The organism is Janthinobacterium sp. NKUCC06_STL (assembly GCF_019345455.1).
Classification (GTDB): Bacteria; Pseudomonadota; Gammaproteobacteria; order Burkholderiales; family Burkholderiaceae_D; genus Janthinobacterium; species Janthinobacterium rivuli.
In genome coordinates this window covers 238530-253633 of sequence record NZ_JAHKQY010000005.1, presented here as the reverse complement: position 1 = coordinate 253633, position 15104 = coordinate 238530, and the positions used below count along the sequence as shown (strand labels likewise).

Here is a 15104-nt window from a genome sequence, read left to right as displayed (position 1 = left end):
TAAAGAAGCTGCCGGAGGAAACTCCGGCAGCTTTTTTTTGCCTCTCAATTGCCGCGCATGGCCGGCAGCAGCACGCGATAAATCTGCAGGAACGCCGGGCCCATCAGCACGACCATCAGCGACGGGAAGATGAAAAAGATCAGCGGGAACAGCAGCTTGAGGGCGATCCTGGCCGCCGTTTCTTCGGCGCGCTGGCGCCGCTTGGTGCGCAGCTGGTCGGACTGCACGCGCAGCGACGCGGCGATGCTCGTGCCGAAGCGCTCGGCCTGGATCAGCAAGGTCACCAACGCATCGACGTCTTCCACGCCCGTGCGCAGGGCCAGGTTGCGCAAGGCCTTGTCCTTGGCGCTGCCGGCGCGCAGCTCCAGCGTCACCAGTTGCAGCTCTTCGGCCAGGACCGCGCTTTTCAGGCCGATTTCCTGCGCCACGCGCGCCAGCGCCGCATCCATCGCCAGCCCCGCCTCGACGCACACCGTCATCAGGTCGAGCGCATCGGGAAAGGTTTCGAACACTTCGCGCTGACGCTGTTTCAGGCAGTGCGACAGCCAGACATTGGGCAGGTAATAGCCAAGGGCGGCCGCCGCGAGCAGCCACAACGGCATATTGTGCCCGCCCTGGCGCAGCAGAAAATACAGCAGCAGCGGCAAGCCCACGAACAGGCCCGTCTTGGCCGCATAAAACAGGGCCGGCGCGGCCTGGCTGCGCCAGCCGGCATGCACGAAGCGGCTGCGGATGGGCGAACGTTCCCAGCCCTCGTCCGGCAGCGACAGCCTGGCCAGCGGGCGCGTCAGGCTGACGGCGTGCGCCACCCAGCGCCGCCTGGCATGGCGCTCGCGGTCGCCGGCGGCGGCATCGCCGAGCGCCTGCAGCCGCTCCTGCACGGCACTGCCGGCGAACAGGCGCAGCACCAGCACGGCCAGCGCGAAAACAATCAGGAACAGCAGGCCCAGCAAAGCCAACTGCGCCGCACTCATGCCGCTCATCGTGTCTTTTCTTTCATGTCACACCCGGATATGGATAATTTTTCGGATGCCGAGCACGCCAACCATCAGCAAGCCCAGCGCCACGCCGACCATCTTGCGCCCGCCCGCATCCGTGTACAGCACGGCAATGAACTGCGGATTCATCACGTGCATCATCAGCGCCGCGCCAAACGGCAGCAAGCCCAGCACCCAGGCCGACATGCGCCCTTCGGCCGACAGCACGCGCACCTGGCCCAGCAGTTTCAATCGGTCGCGGATGATGGCGCTGATGCTGCCCAGCAATTCAGTCAGGTTGCCGCCCGTTTCGCGCTGGATCAGCACGGCGATGACGAAATAGCGCAAGTCCGTGCTGGGCACGCGCGCGGCCAGGTTGCCCAGCGCATCGGCCATCGCCACGCCAAAACTGACTTCGTCGAACACGGCGCGGAACTCGTCGGCCAGCGGCCCCGTCATCTCCTCGCCCACCATTTTCAGCGCGGTGGGAAAGGCATGGCCGGCGCGCATGGCGCGGCCCATCAGGTCGAGCGCGTCCGGCAACTGCTGCTCGATGCGCACCAGCCGCCGGCTCCTGGCGCGGCGCGCCAGCAGATACGGCAGCGCGGCGCCGCCCGCGCCCAAGCCCAGGCGCACATACCATGGCAGCGGCAGCGCGCTGGCCAGCAGCAAGCCAACCGTCGCGCCCAGTGCGCAATAGCCGAGAAAGCCGGCCACCAGCCAGCGCATGCCCGCCTGCAGCAGCAGTTGCTCGACGCGCCGCGCGCCGGGCAAGCCTTCCAGCACGCCTTGCAGGAAGGGATAGACGCTCAGCGGGCGCTGCTTGGTGATCGACAGCGCCTGTTCGCCATCGCTGGCCGTATACATGGACTGCAAGCGCCGCGCCACCCGCGCCGCGCCCGGCCCCCGCGCCGCTTGCCACGCCAGCCAGGCGCCCGCCACCAGCAGCAGGACGGCCAGGAAGAGGAACACATAAACAAGGTAGGAAAGCATGGCGGTCAGCGCCCCGCCGCCGTGGGCTCGAACAGGGCGGCCGAGACGCCGATGCCAAAGCTGTTCAGGCGTTCGAGGAAACGCGGGCGGATGCCGCTGGCCGAGAAATGCCCGACCACCGCGCCGCCCTCTGCCACGCCCGTCTGCCTGAAGCTGAAGATTTCCTGCATCGTGATGACCTCTCCTTCCATGCCCGTGATTTCCTGGATCGACGTGACCTTGCGCTTGCCGTCGATCAGGCGCGACACTTGCACCACCACCGACACGGCCGAGCTGATCTGCTGCCGGATGGCCTTGCTGGGCAAATTCGCCGCCGCCATGCTGATCATGTTTTCCAGCCGCGTGATGGCGTCGCGCGGCGTATTGGCGTGGATGGTGGCCATCGAGCCTTCGTGGCCCGTGTTCATCGCACCCAGCATGTCGAGCGCCTCGGCGCCGCGCACTTCCCCCAGGATGATGCGGTCCGGACGCATGCGCAACGCATTGCGCACCAGCGCGCGCTGGCTCACCTCGCCCTTGCCCTCGATATTCGCGGGCCGCGTTTCCAGGCGCACCACGTGCGGCTGCTGCAATTGCAGCTCGGCCGCGTCTTCCACCGTGACGATGCGTTCCGTATGGCCGATGAAGCCGGAAATCACGTTGAGCATGGTCGTCTTGCCGCTGCCCGTGCCGCCGGAAATGAGGATGTTCATCTTCGCCTTGCCCAGGCCCTGCAGCACCTCGGCCATCTCGGCCGTCATGCTGCGGTAGGCGACCAGGTCGGCCAGGCGCAGCGGATCGACGGAGAAACGCCGGATCGACATCACGGGGCCGTCGATGGCCAGCGGCGGGATGATGGCGTTGACGCGCGAACCGTCGGGCAGGCGCGCATCGACCATGGGACTCGATTCGTCGATGCGCCGGCCCACGCGCGAGACGATCTTGTCGATGATTTTCATCAGGTGGGCGTCATCGTCGAAGCAGATGTCGGTCAGCTCCAGCCGGCCGCCGCGTTCCACATACACCTGCTTGTGGCCGTTGACGAGGATATCCGACACGCTGGCGTCCGACAGCAAAGTTTCGAGCGGTCCGAAGCCCAGCATCTCGTGTTGGATGTCGCGCGTCAGGCTCCGGCGCTCGGCGTCGTTGATGACCACCGCCTCTTCGTCCAGCAGGCGCTCGACCAGGCCGCGCAATTCTTCGCGGATGCGCTCCTGCGACAGGCGCTGCATGCTTTCCAGGTCGACTCTTTCCAGCAGCAGTCCATGGATGCGCAGCTTGAGGTCGCGGTAGCCGTGGTTGTCGATGGCGGCCGCGCGTTGCGGCGCGAGCGCGGCGATCTTGGCGCTGCCGAGCCGTTCGCGGATGGACAAGGCGGCGGTGGGGGAACTAGCCATGAAATGCTCCTGTTTAAAAGGTGAATCAGGCGCGCCGCAGAACACGGCCCAGCCAGCCCTGGCGCGCCGTGCTGGCCGCGCCGCCGGCCAGGCTGGCGGCGAACTCCTGCAGCGAGCGGGTGATCGGGCTGGCCTTGTCGAGCTGTAAAATCGGCATGCCCTGGTTGACCGAGGCGGCCGCCGAAGCGTAGTGATTCGGCACCGTGCGGTAGACAGCCGTGCCATACGCCGCTTCCAGGTCGCGCAGGCGGATTTCGCCGCCCTTGTCGTGGCGGTTGACGATGATGTGCACCTTTTCCTTCGCGTATTCGAGCGAGCGGAACATGCCCAGCAAGCGCTTGCCGTCGCGGATGTACGGCAAGGTCGCCTGCAGCACGGGAAAGATCATGTCGGCATGGTCGAGCGCGCGCACGCTGACGGCGTCGAGGTTGCGGCCCACGTCGAGCACGATGAAATCGTACTGGCGCCTCGCTTGCCGGATGATGGCGTCGATGTGCTCGGGCGCCACTTCACTGGCGTGGGCTGGATCCTCGGGCGCGGCCAGCACGCTGTAGTTGGGCAGGATGTGCAGCATGCTCGACCCGAGGAACGAGGAGTCGAGCCGGTGGATGTCGCGCGTGACGTCGGACAGGGTGGCCAGCGGTTTGTTCTCGGAAACGAAGAGCGAGGCGTCGCCAAAATGCAGGTTCATGTCGATCAGCGCAACGCGCTGCTGGCCGCCGGCGGCCAGCGCATAACCGAGGTTGCTGGCAATGAAGGTGGCGCCGCTGCCGCCCTTGCAGGAAATGAAGGCGAGCACCTTGCCGTTGCCATGCTCGCGCCGCTCCAGCTTTTCCTCGATGCGTTCGAGCGCCGCATGCAGGCTGGCCGGCGCGGCGGGAAATGGCAGCACGTCGCGCACGCCCGCGCGCATGGCCTGCAGCAGGAACTCGGGCGCCTGCTGGTGGCACAGCACGATGAAGGCCATGCGCGGATGCAGGTTGCTGAGGCGCTCGATGGCGGCCAGGTCGGCGCCCTCGTTCGATGGGCGGTCGAAGATCAGCACGTCGGGCAGCGACTGCGCCGCCAGCAGCGGTTCGAGCGAGTCGCCGCCGGCGCTGATCTCGTCGAGCCGGTTGCGGCTGCGCAGCAACCGTCCCAGTTCGGACAGGGTTTTTTCATCCCTGGAATGGATGGCGATTTTCACGATATGCCTTGCTGATTCTGTGGTGACGGTGCCAGGTTCACGGACGCGTCCCGACACCGATGGTAAAGGCGGCCCCTTGCGGCGCGGGCGCGGCAAAGCTTTTCTGGTACGCCGCGTAGGCGGCCTGGGCGGCCTTGCCATCGATGCCGGCCACGGGGTCGCGGTTCGCGCCCGCCTGCGGCGACAGCACTTGCCGCGCGCGCAGCTGCGCGACGCTGTGGCCGAACTGGCGGTCCAGGTTCGGCGTGGCGGCGCAGCCGCTGGCGGCCAGCGCGGCCAGCAGCACGGGAAAGTAAAAAGAATGCTGCATGATGTGCTCCTATTGAGTGTCCGGACCGGGCGCCGGTGTCTGCGCGGCCGCTTCCTGGCGTGGCCGTGGCGCGGCGGCGCCTTCCATTTTTCCCTGCAAGAAGAACTCGCCGCGGCTCGGCGCCACATAGGCGTCGGTCGGCAGCACGATATCGGCGCCATCGGCGGTGTCGAGCGGCTTGACCAGGTGCGGCGTGATGATGAACACCAGCTCGGTCCGGTCAGTCTGAAAATCGCTGCTGCGGAACAGCGCGCCCAGCACGGGAATCTCGCCCAGGAAGGGCAAGGCCTTGATGTTGGTCGTCACATTGTTCTTGATCAAGCCGCCAACGGCAAAACTCTGGCCATCGAACAGCTGCACCGTCGTGGTGGTGCGCCGCGTGGTAAAGGCCGGCAGCACCGCGTTGGCGGCGGCGCCCCCGCCGGTGGTGATGCCGATGCCTTCGCGGTTCAGCTCCGACACTTCCGGCGCCACCTTCAGGTTGATGCGTCCGCCTTCCAGCACGGTGGGCGTGAACTTGACGGCGATGCCGAATTCCTTTTCCTCCAGCGTGATCTTGTTGGTCGTGCTGTCTTGCGCGACCGGAATGAAAATCTTGCCGCCCGCCAGGAAACTGGCTTCCTGGCCGCTGATGGCCATGATGTTCGGCTCGGCCAGCACCTTGACCAGACCGTCGCGCTTTTGCGCATCGAGCGTCAGCCCGTTGCCATTCTTGCCGTGCACGGCGCCCAGCTGGCTGGGGTTGCCGCTGAGCAGGTTCGACAGCAGGCCGTAGCTCCAGTTGCCGCGCGTGCCGCTGAGGCCCACGCTGGCACCGAGCTGGTCGACGAGGGTCTTCGACACTTCGGCGATCTTCACTTCCAGCATCACCTGTTGCGGCGCCGCGATCGTCAGCATATTGATGACCTTGACGCCCCCGCCCGCACTGGCGGCGGCGTCGACAGGCGCGGAAGATGCAGCCGCCTCGCCCACGCCGCGCTGCGCATAGGCTTGCGCCATCTCGAGGATCTGGCTGGCCTTGACGCCGTCGCTCACCTGCCCCGACAGCACGATGCTGCCGCCGGCCGCACCGGCCTTGACGGCGCGCTCGCCAGGAAAGACATAGGCCAGCTGTGCCTGCAAGCCTTCGACGTCGATCTCGACTTCAATATCGACGATCACGGGGCGCTGCTGCCGGTCCCACAGGATCAGATTGGTGCTGCCCGGGGCCAGGCCCCAGACGAACAGCTGGCTGGACGAGCCCAGCATCCTGGCGCCGGCCACCCTCGCATCGTTGACGGCGATCTGCGACACCGGCAAGCTCAGCTTGCGCAAGGTGGACTTGCCCACGGCGATGCGCACGGGCTCGCCCAGTCGGGCGATATCGGCGCCCAGCGACATGGCCGGCGCCGCCACCGGCGACATGACGGCTTGCCTGGCCGGCGCCGCCGCGATGGCGATGGCTGGCCAGGCCAGTCCTGCCGCCAGGGCCAGGCGCATGCCCGCACTCGTGGCGTGCTTACGAAATGTGTTCATCGATCATCCTTGCTCGCTTGCCTGCTGATTTTTAAAATTGCTGGACGCTCGTATCCATGCCCTTGATGACGGTGATGCTGTCGCGCGCGGCGGCGCGTGCCGGGGCCGGTTGGCGCCGCGCCGCGCGCACGGGCGCGGCCGCCGGGGCCAGCGCCTTCAGTTCCAGCAGCGACTCCTTGGTGGCGCCGCCCGTGTTGACGGGTTCCGGATCGACCTGGTTGCGCAGCACCAGCGACAGGCTGCCCACGCTGCGCGCCAGGTCCAGCTTTTCCACCTGCTCCGGCGTCAGCTCCAGGGTCACGGCGTTGACCACCTTGGGCTTGTTGTCGTCGCGGCCCGACTCCTGCGCCACGGCCAGCACGAGTATGCGTTCAAGCACGATCTTGGAAATGGCCAGCGGCTCGCCGCCCGCCTGCCTGGCGCGGTCATCCTGCGTATGCACGAGAATGTCGACGAAATTGCCCGGCAGGGCGAAGCCGGCCACGCCCACCACGTCATTGACGCGCACGGTCATGGCGCGCTTGCCGGCCGCCACGATGGCCGACAGGCCGCCCGTGGCGCCGGGCGGCGCGAGTTTGCTTTCCAGCACAGGCTCGCCCTTGCTGACGGCGCTACGCGTGATGCGCCCGTCGAGCGGGCCGGCCTCGCCAAATGCTCCGGGCGGCATGGCGCCGGCCGGCCAGTCCATGCCGCGCAGCATGGCCGGCGTCACCTTCGCGCCCACGCCGATATCGACCAGCGCGACCATCACCGTCTGGCTGGCTGGCGCGCCCTGCCCTGACATCCAGCGCGCGGCCGCCAGCACGGCGCCCCCCGCCATCAGCAACGCCAGCAGCAGCACGATCGCAACGCGGCTATTTCTCATTGTTTTTCCTCTTGGTAAAACTGGGGTTTCCGGACGGACGCGTCATGCCTGGCCGCCGGCCGCCATGGCCAGCCAGATGGCGGTGCCGGCGGCAATGGCAATCGCATACGGCAAGTTGCCGCCCGGCGCGGCGGGCGCGTCAAGCTGCGGCGCCTCGCCCGCCGCGGCGCGCAGCCAGCCTTGCAGCAGCAACTGGCGGGCATTGACCAGCGACTGGCGCAGCGTGCCCTGGTACAAGGCCACGACCAGCGCCAGCACGCCGCCGGCGAGCAGGCTGCACAGCACGGCAAACACGGTGGCGCGGGGCCCCAGAAACGCTCCCACCATCGCCATCAGCTTGACGTCGCCCGCGCCCAGCGCCTTCAGCGCATGCATGGGCAACAGCAAGCCCAGGCCGGCGGCCAGGCCGCCCAGCGCCAGCCACGGTCCGGCCGGCGTTACCCCGGGCAAGGCCAGGCTGTTGAGCAGCACGCCCAGCACGGCGCCGGCAAACACCAGCCGGTTGGGAATGCGCCGGCGGCGCACGTCATGCCAGACAGCCGCGGCAAGCAGCCCCCACAGGACTATGGCGGGGCTGAACGTCCAGAAAGAATGAGGGTCCATCGTGTACCTGATGCAAGCCGAGCGCATGACAGCATGCGCATCGTTGGGCGGGAAGTCGGCAGGCCGGTGCGCATGGGCAGCCGGCCTGTCGGGTGCAGCGCGGTGGGCAAGCGTTTTAAATCGCCGCGCCCGTCAGCTTGGTGCCGATCGCCTTGAAGGCGCCATCGAGGCCGGTGGTGAAATAGCCGACGGCCGTGACCAGCGCCGCAGCCACCAGCGCCGCGATCAGCGCATATTCGATGGCAGTCACGCCATCTTCTTCGGCGATAAAGTTTTTAATGAAATTCATATTATTCCCTTTCAGGTCAAGTTTTAAACATGATAAAAACTGAAAATACAGTCTGAAAATAAAAACATTACCCTTGTTTTTATTTGCCAATTTCTGATGCGTGTATTTTATATAAACAAACATAAAATCGAATCAGAGAAAAGTCATTTTATGCGCAGTACAAAACATCTTAATTTTTTGTCTATAATCAGGACATATGTACTGTCACTCCGCATGGATGGGCTCGGCCAGCCGGTTGCGGGTGGCGTACACATATAATTCCAGGCGGTTGGTGACGTCGAGCTTGCTGTAGATCGATGTCAGATGATTACGCAAAGTTTGCTCCGAGATAAAAGCGCGCTGGGCGATTGCGCGGTTCAGCGCGCCATTTCCTTCCACCATCATGGCAACGATCTTGCGCTCCTTCAGCGTCAGCCTGGCGATCCGCTGCTCTTCCGGATCGGGCGCCGCTTCCGGCTTGTTCAGCACGCCCAGCATGCTGTCGAGCAGCGCCGGATCCAGGCACAACTCGCCCTGATGCAGGCGGGCGATGGCGTCGACCATTTGCTTGACGGGCGTTTCCTTGCCCACCACCGCGCGCGCGCCACTGCGCACGGCGCGCCCGCAGGCGGCCTGGTCCTGCGTGCCGCTGAACAGCATTGCGCGCGACACGCCATTGCCGAGCAGCTGCGGCAGGTAATCGATGGCGCAGGCGCCGCCGCAGCCCAGGTCGGCGTCCAGCACGATGACGTCGGGGCACAGGGTCCGCGCCAGCAGCAGCGCGCTGTCGATCTCGGTGGAACTGGCCACCACCTGCATCGCCGGCTGGGCGCTGGCGAACAACTGCTCCAGGCCCCACAGCCAGGTCTTGTGGTCCGACACCAGCATGACGCGGATGACATTTTGTGTTGACATGCTTTACCTCTTTACTTGAAGCCCACTCCCCTCGGGGAATGTTGTTGATCCGAATCGGGTTGCCTGCCTCGTCCGCGCGCGCCTTCTGCTGCCGCGCGCAGGGGGAAAAAGTCATGGGGGCACGAAGGAAGAGGCCTTGGGCCGGCACGCGCACACGCGGTGCGTGACCCAGGCCAGCGGACGCCGCATGGCGGGCGTGTGCCGATGGAGGGGCAGCGTGGCCAGGGCGGACGCACCGCGGGTGCGCCATCGCAGCTGCCACCGCTGCTGTTGCTTACATTGCAGCATTTTGTTGCATCACCTTGCAAAACAAGTCCTTGCCTGCACGCAGGACAATCCTGACACCAGGCCTGTTTTCCTACCCGCGCATATTACTCCCGGCCCTGTGGGGAAGGGGCCGGCACAATTGAAATAAGGCAGTTAATTACGATTATCTTGACCTGTAATAATTTAAATGGCGGACACGCCATTGAAAATCGATATAGAATAATCGCCAGTCAAATGGCGCAATGCCATCCGCCCGACATTCGTCATCGCGGAACTTAACCGGATTATTCCCATGCGTTTAAAACAGGCCGATTCCCGCATATTCCGCAAGCACGACGGACAAGGCGGCACCACGCTGCTTGAATTGGCCCTGATCACACCGGTCTTTCTCATGCTGATAATCGGCATCATCGAATTGAGCATGGCCTATTTTGCCAATATGACCATGCAGCACGCGGTGCGCGAAGGCGCGCGCTATGCCGTCACGGGGGCCAAGGACCTCGACCCCGACAGTGCCAACCAGCAGCGCTACCAGGCCGTGATGCAAAAAATACGCGACAGTTCCATGGGCATGTATGACAAGGTCAGCCCCGTGATCTCCGTCAACGGCAATGATGCGGTCGGCGCCGCCATGTTCGGCCAGGCCGGCGATGTCGTCGTCATTACCGTCGATTGCCGCTGGGCGTTTGCCACGCCCATGATCCGTGCCCTGTTCCGCGATGGCCAGGCGCATTTCGTGGTGGCCGCGGCCATGCGCAATGAAAGCTTTGGCGGCCTGTGATGCGCTGCCCTCCTCCTGCGCGCCGCGCCGCGCGCGGCATCGCCGCCATCGAATTTGCCATCGTGCTGCCCCTGCTGGCCTTGCTGCTCTTCATGCTGGCCGACCTGGCGCGCGCCATCCAGGCCAAGACCATCCTGCTCAATATCAGCCGCGAAGGCGCCAACCTGTCCGCGCGTGCCACGTCCGACCTGAGCGGTTCGAGCCAGGGCATCATGAACGCGCTGGCGGCCACCACCCCGCCGCTGGACATGCCGGCGCGCGGCATGATCTATATCACCAAGATCATGGGCCACGCGGCCGGCCCGCATGGCAGCGTGCGTAATATCGTGCTGGAGCAATACCGCTGGAACGCGGGTGCGCAGCGCAGCGCCTACCAGCCGGACAGCCAGGTATGGCAGTGCGCCAGCTGGATGGCGAACGGCGCCTGCGGCAATATCGGCAAGAACGACGCGGCGCCGGGCGCGAACCTGATGCAAGGCCAGCTGGCCGATGGCGAACTGATTTATGCAGTGGAAACCTTCTACCATTTCGACATGCTGTTCGGCGCGATCGGGACGCGCGCCGGCCAGGCGCCGCTGCTGGGCCCCGACCTGTACTCAATGACGGTATTCTGATGCGCGCACCACACAAAAAACAGGCAGGACAAATATTGGTGATGGTGGCGCTGTCGGCCGTCGTACTGATCGGCTCGGTAGGACTGGCGCTCGATTCCGCGCTGGGCTACCTGGTCAAGGCCAAGCTCAATGCGGCGGTCGACGCCGCCAGCCTGGCGGCGGCGCGCGGCGTCAGCGCCGGCGACAGCCGCGACGCGCAGGAAGCCAATGCGCGGCTGTCGGCACGCAAGTTCTTCAACATCAACTACCCCGACAAATTCCTGCTGTCCACGCCGACGCTCGAGCCGGTCGAAGTGCATTTCGACGGCGGCACCGTGACAATCGACGTGGCGGCCCGCGCTTCGCTGCCCGTCTCGCTGATGGGCGTGCTCGGTTTCAAGACGCTGGAAGTATCGGCGCGCGCGCAAACCGTGCGCAAGGACCTCGACATGGTGCTGGTGATGGATACCTCGGGCTCGCTGGTGAAGAATGCCGAGGCAGTGAAGGCGGCGGGCATCGCCTTCCTCGACAAGTTCAATGCCAGCATGGACCGGGTCGGCCTGCTGCATTTTTCCAGCGGCGCGCAGATCGATGTGCCGATCCGCACCGTCGAGCGCGGCTTCGACCGGTTTGCCGCCAGCACCGCCATCGGCCAATACCACTTCGACGGCGGCACCAATTCGGCCGAAGGCATGTGGCATGCCCGCAACCAACTGCGCAAGATAGACGCCTCGCGGCGCTCCAGCCTGCGCGTGATCGTATTTTTTTCCGATGGCTCTCCCGCCGCGTTTTCTTCGCACTTTTTCCCTGCCGACAGCGGCAACTGCCGCAAGGCGGGATCGATCGCAACATGGACCGACCTGCCCCAGGGCTCGGCCACGGGCGTGGACGGCCTGTACCGGATCGACGTGGCCGGCAACAACAAACTCAGTCCGGCCGAGGATTGCAAAGCCAGCGCCCTGGCCAGGCTGCCCGACTGGTACAACGCCAGCCACGACGGCGAGACGGCAAGCCAGGCAGCAGGCTTGCACGAATTCCCCATCGTGACCAATGCGCCGCGCGTGGTCACCAGTTCACTGTCGACGCCGCAGCGCGGATGGACCAATGTACACCGCGCCTCGCGCAACCTGGTCGAAGCGATGGCGGCCAAGGCGCGCCAGGAAGACATCTTCGTCTTCACCCTGGGCATGGGCAGCTCGCTGACCAAGCCCGAGGGGCCGGACAAGGAAAAAGGCGAAGACCTGCTGCGCTGCCTGGCCAATGCACCCGATGCGAAAGCGGCTTGCCGCAAGCCGGCCGAACCCGTGGGCCTGTACTGCTATGCGGCCACCGAAAGCGAGCTGAGTCCCTGTTTCACGCGGCTCGCCTCGGCCATTTTGCGCATTTCCAAATAAGGCCCGCCACCGGCTAGAAGGCGAAACAGCTGCAGCCGAGCGTGCCCCAGAAACCGGAAAAGTCACTGATCGGCACGGCCGACTTGCGCGCCCGGTCGTGGGCGTGCGCATGCACGCCGCAGGCGCCCGCGCACTGGTGCGGCATGGCGGCTTGCGCCTGCTTCGCCACGGGCCGGTAATGGCCGGGCACCGCGCGCACGGGCGACCACTCGGGCAACACGGGAATCGGCGGCGGCGCCAGGGTCGCAAATTCCGCCTGGCCGTAGACGACCTTGCCGCCGACGATGGTCAGCACGGATTCGATGGACTTGATCGCTTCTTCCGGCACCGTGAAATAATCGGCCGACAGCACGGACAGGTCGGCCAGCATGCCCTCGCGGATGCGCCCCTTCTTGCCTTGCTCGCTGGAGAACCAGGCGCTGCCCGCCGTCCACAGTTCCAGCGCCGTGTCGCGCGACAGTCTGCCCGCCGCATCCGTCAGGGCCAGGCCGCCCACGGTACGCCCCGACACCAGCCAGTACAGCGCCGTCCACGGATTGTAGCTGGCGACCCGCGTGGCGTCCGTGCCGCCGCCGACGGGCACGCCTGCGTCGAGCATGCGCTGCACGGGTGGCGTGGCCTTGGCGGCATCCGCGCCATAACGCTCGACGAAATACTCGCCCTGGAAGGCCATGCGGTGCTGGATGGCCAGGCCGCCGCCCAGCGCCCTGACGCGGTCGATGTTGCGCGGGCTGATGGTTTCCGCGTGGTCGAACAGCCAGTGCAGGCCGGCGAACGGCGTGTCGCGGTTGACCTTTTCAAACACGTCGAGCATGCGGCTGATCGATTCGTCATAGGTGGCGTGCAGGCGGAACGGCCAGCGCTGCTCGACCAGGTGGCGCACGACTTTTTCCAGTTCATCCTCCATGCCGGCCGCCAGCTCGGGGCGCGGTTCGAGGAAATCCTCGAAGTCGGCGGCGGAAAACACCAGCATTTCGCCGGCGCCGTTATGCCGGTAAAAGTCCGTGCCGTCGCCCGGCTTGATCATGCCGGTCCACTTCTGGAAGTCCTGCAATTCCGCGCCCTTGTTTTGCGTGAACAGGTTGTAGGCGATGCGTATCGTCAGCTGCTCCTTTTGCGCCAGTTCGTCGACGACGGCGTAATCCTCGGGATAATTCTGGAAGCCGCCGCCCGCATCGATGGCGCTGGTTAGCCCCAAGCGGTTCAATTCGCGCATGAACTGGCGCGTGGAATTGACTTGCAGCTCGCGCGGCAGGCTCGGGCCTTTCGCCAGGGTCGCATACAGGATCATGGCGTTCGGCCGGGCGATCAGCAGGCCGGTCGGATTGCCTGCCGCATCGCGCACGATTTCGCCGCCGGGTGGGTTCGGCGTGTTCTTGTCGTAGCCGACGGCGCGCAGGGCGGCGCGGTTGAGCAGGGCGCGGTCGTACAGGTGCAGGATGAAGACGGGCGTATCTGGCGCGGCCGCATTGATTTCATCGAGGGTCGGCATGCGCTTTTCCGCGAACTGGAATTCCGTCCAGCCGCCCACCACGCGCACCCATTGCGGATTCGGCGTGCGCAAGGCTTGGTCCTTGAGCATGCGCAAGGCGTCGGCCAGCGAAGGCACGCCTTCCCAGCGCAATTCCAGGTTGTAGTTCAAGCCGCCGCGGATCAGGTGCAGATGCGAGTCGTTCAAGCCGGGAATCACCGTGCGGCCAGCCAGGTCAATCACCTGCGTGGCGGGGCCGCGATGGCGCATCACGTCTTCCACGTCGCCGACGGCGAGAAATTTGCCATCGGCGATGGCGACGGCGGACGCCAGCGGCTGCGTCCTGTCGACCGTGTGGAAACGGCCGTTGAGCAAGATGGTGTGTGCGTGCATGGGAACTCCCCAATCAAATGAAAACACGGCCCCGCCGGCGGGCGGCGGAGCCATAGTCAGTGAAAAATCAATGGCCTTCGCTGGCGTTGAACATCGATTTGGCGTAGATCAGGCCCAGGCCATAGCCGCCGCCGTGCGCCACGGCCGTCGCCACGGTTTCATTGTAGGTTTCGCCGCGGGCCCAGTCGCGCTGCAGTTCCAGCAAGTATTGCACGGACGTCATCGGCTGCGCGCCCGCCTGTATCATGCGCTGCATCGCCATCGCATGGGCTTCGTCGGAGACGTCGCCGCTGGCGTCGGCGATCACGTAGACGTCAAAACCCTGCTCCAGCGCCGACAGCGCGGGACCGACGATGCACACCGACGTCCACAGGCCGGCCAGCACGATCTTGCCCTTGCCGTAGCCATTCACCTTGTCGGCGATGCGCGCATCTTCCCAGGTGTTCATGCTGGTGCGGTCGATCGGCGCCTGATCCGGGAAGACGGACTGGATCTCGTCGAAGATCGGGCCGGAGAACGATTTCGCCGCCACCGTCGTCAAAATCGTCGGCACCTTGAATTCCGCTGCCGCCTTGGCCACCAGGGCCGCGTTGTTACGCAGCAGGGCCAGGTCGATGGAACGGGTGGCGAAGGCCATTTGCGACTGGTGGTCGATCATGATCAGGGTATGATCGTTCGGGGTCAGCAGTTTTTTGGCGGCTTGGGCGGTGGCGATAGGCATGATGTTTTCCTTAGTGAAAATAATTGAATATAAAAAAGAGAGATCGTTATACGGTGCTGCTGCTCCTGCCCTTGCGTCACGCTGTGTGTGCCGGGCCAGTGCTATGCAGTATGGACGAGATGGTTTGAAAACAAAAACGGAAAGAATGCCAAGCTATGTGCAATTTTTTCGATAATGAAAAATGACCGCAACAGCAAGCGACACATCAAGGAGAAAACATGGGATTTGAATTCAGGATCACGGCCAGCCTGACGCAGGAACAGCGCCAGCACCTTGCACAGCTGCCAGAGTTGGTGGCTCCGGCGCCGCGCCCGCCCGGCGGCGCCATGCCCGACACCGAGGCCAGGCTGACGGATGCCGGCCTGTATGTGTGCCAGCACCTGCGCCCGGACCCGTGGCACGGCCTGGAGACCGTGCGCGCCTGGCTCGATGCGCAGGGCGTACGTTATGCCGTCGACGAGATCGACGACTGAATA

At 65.1% G+C, this 15104-nt stretch carries 16 protein-coding genes; 4 read left to right on the top strand and 12 right to left on the bottom strand.

Annotated elements, in window-relative coordinates:
* Positions 1–44 precede the first annotated feature (44 nt).
* From KO539_RS18400 to KO539_RS18355, 10 genes are all read right to left on the bottom strand, one after another.
* A complete protein-coding gene (locus tag KO539_RS18400) occupies positions 45–983 on the bottom strand; it encodes a type II secretion system F family protein (RefSeq protein ID WP_257626348.1) in 939 nt (312 codons plus the stop codon).
* A gap of 18 nt (positions 984–1001) precedes the next feature.
* Complete coding sequence (locus tag KO539_RS18395) at positions 1002–1970, bottom strand: type II secretion system F family protein (protein ID WP_176389497.1); 969 nt, start codon at positions 1968–1970, stop codon at positions 1002–1004.
* A gap of 5 nt (positions 1971–1975) precedes the next feature.
* Positions 1976–3322 (bottom strand): CpaF family protein, encoded by a 1347-nt coding sequence (locus KO539_RS18390; protein WP_099402623.1) that lies wholly within the window; start codon positions 3320–3322, stop codon positions 1976–1978.
* A gap of 49 nt (positions 3323–3371) precedes the next feature.
* Positions 3372–4532 (bottom strand): AAA family ATPase, encoded by a 1161-nt coding sequence (locus tag KO539_RS18385; protein ID WP_219310846.1) that lies wholly within the window; start codon positions 4530–4532, stop codon positions 3372–3374.
* 37 nt (positions 4533–4569) lie between these two features.
* Positions 4570–4842: a hypothetical protein gene (locus KO539_RS18380; protein ID WP_219310845.1), complete on the bottom strand. Its 273-nt coding sequence runs from the start codon at positions 4840–4842 to the stop codon at positions 4570–4572.
* Between the two features lie 9 nt (positions 4843–4851).
* A complete protein-coding gene (locus KO539_RS18375) occupies positions 4852–6357 on the bottom strand; it encodes a type II and III secretion system protein family protein (RefSeq protein WP_219310844.1) in 1506 nt (501 codons plus the stop codon).
* Positions 6358–6388: 31 nt separating this feature from the next.
* Entirely contained in the window at positions 6389–7222 is an 834-nt protein-coding gene (gene cpaB / locus KO539_RS18370; RefSeq protein WP_219310843.1) for a Flp pilus assembly protein CpaB, read from the bottom strand.
* Positions 7223–7264: 42 nt separating this feature from the next.
* Entirely contained in the window at positions 7265–7825 is a 561-nt protein-coding gene (locus tag KO539_RS18365) for a prepilin peptidase (protein WP_219310842.1), read from the bottom strand.
* 115 nt (positions 7826–7940) lie between these two features.
* On the bottom strand, positions 7941–8114 hold the full coding sequence (locus KO539_RS18360) for a Flp family type IVb pilin (RefSeq protein WP_071650303.1): 174 nt from the start codon (positions 8112–8114) through the stop codon (positions 7941–7943).
* Positions 8115–8318: 204 nt separating this feature from the next.
* On the bottom strand, positions 8319–9008 hold the full coding sequence (locus tag KO539_RS18355) for a response regulator transcription factor (RefSeq protein WP_035826362.1): 690 nt from the start codon (positions 9006–9008) through the stop codon (positions 8319–8321).
* Between the two features lie 559 nt (positions 9009–9567).
* Here KO539_RS18355 and KO539_RS18350 point away from each other — a divergent pair.
* The 3 genes from KO539_RS18350 to KO539_RS18340 are packed head-to-tail and all read left to right on the top strand — an operon-like array spanning position 9568 to position 12043.
* Positions 9568–10056, top strand: coding sequence for a TadE/TadG family type IV pilus assembly protein (locus tag KO539_RS18350; RefSeq protein WP_219310841.1), 489 nt, complete (start codon positions 9568–9570; stop codon positions 10054–10056).
* Positions 10056–10670 (top strand): TadE/TadG family type IV pilus assembly protein, encoded by a 615-nt coding sequence (locus KO539_RS18345; RefSeq protein ID WP_219310840.1) that lies wholly within the window; start codon positions 10056–10058, stop codon positions 10668–10670. Before KO539_RS18350 ends, KO539_RS18345 begins: the two co-directional genes overlap by 1 nt.
* On the top strand, positions 10670–12043 hold the full coding sequence (locus KO539_RS18340) for a VWA domain-containing protein (RefSeq protein WP_219310839.1): 1374 nt from the start codon (positions 10670–10672) through the stop codon (positions 12041–12043). The genes KO539_RS18345 and KO539_RS18340 overlap by 1 nt, the downstream gene beginning before the upstream one ends.
* Before the next feature lie 13 nt (positions 12044–12056).
* Here KO539_RS18340 and KO539_RS18335 read toward each other — a convergent pair whose 3' ends face one another.
* Both KO539_RS18335 and KO539_RS18330 read right to left on the bottom strand, forming a co-directional pair.
* Positions 12057–13907, bottom strand: coding sequence for an amidohydrolase (locus KO539_RS18335; RefSeq protein WP_219310838.1), 1851 nt, complete (start codon positions 13905–13907; stop codon positions 12057–12059).
* A gap of 67 nt (positions 13908–13974) precedes the next feature.
* Positions 13975–14628: a hydrolase gene (locus KO539_RS18330; protein ID WP_219310837.1), complete on the bottom strand. Its 654-nt coding sequence runs from the start codon at positions 14626–14628 to the stop codon at positions 13975–13977.
* A gap of 218 nt (positions 14629–14846) precedes the next feature.
* Between KO539_RS18330 and KO539_RS18325 the strand changes: the two genes are divergently transcribed.
* Positions 14847–15101, top strand: coding sequence for a hypothetical protein (locus KO539_RS18325; protein ID WP_035826351.1), 255 nt, complete (start codon positions 14847–14849; stop codon positions 15099–15101).
* The last annotated feature ends 3 nt before the right edge of the window (positions 15102–15104 follow it).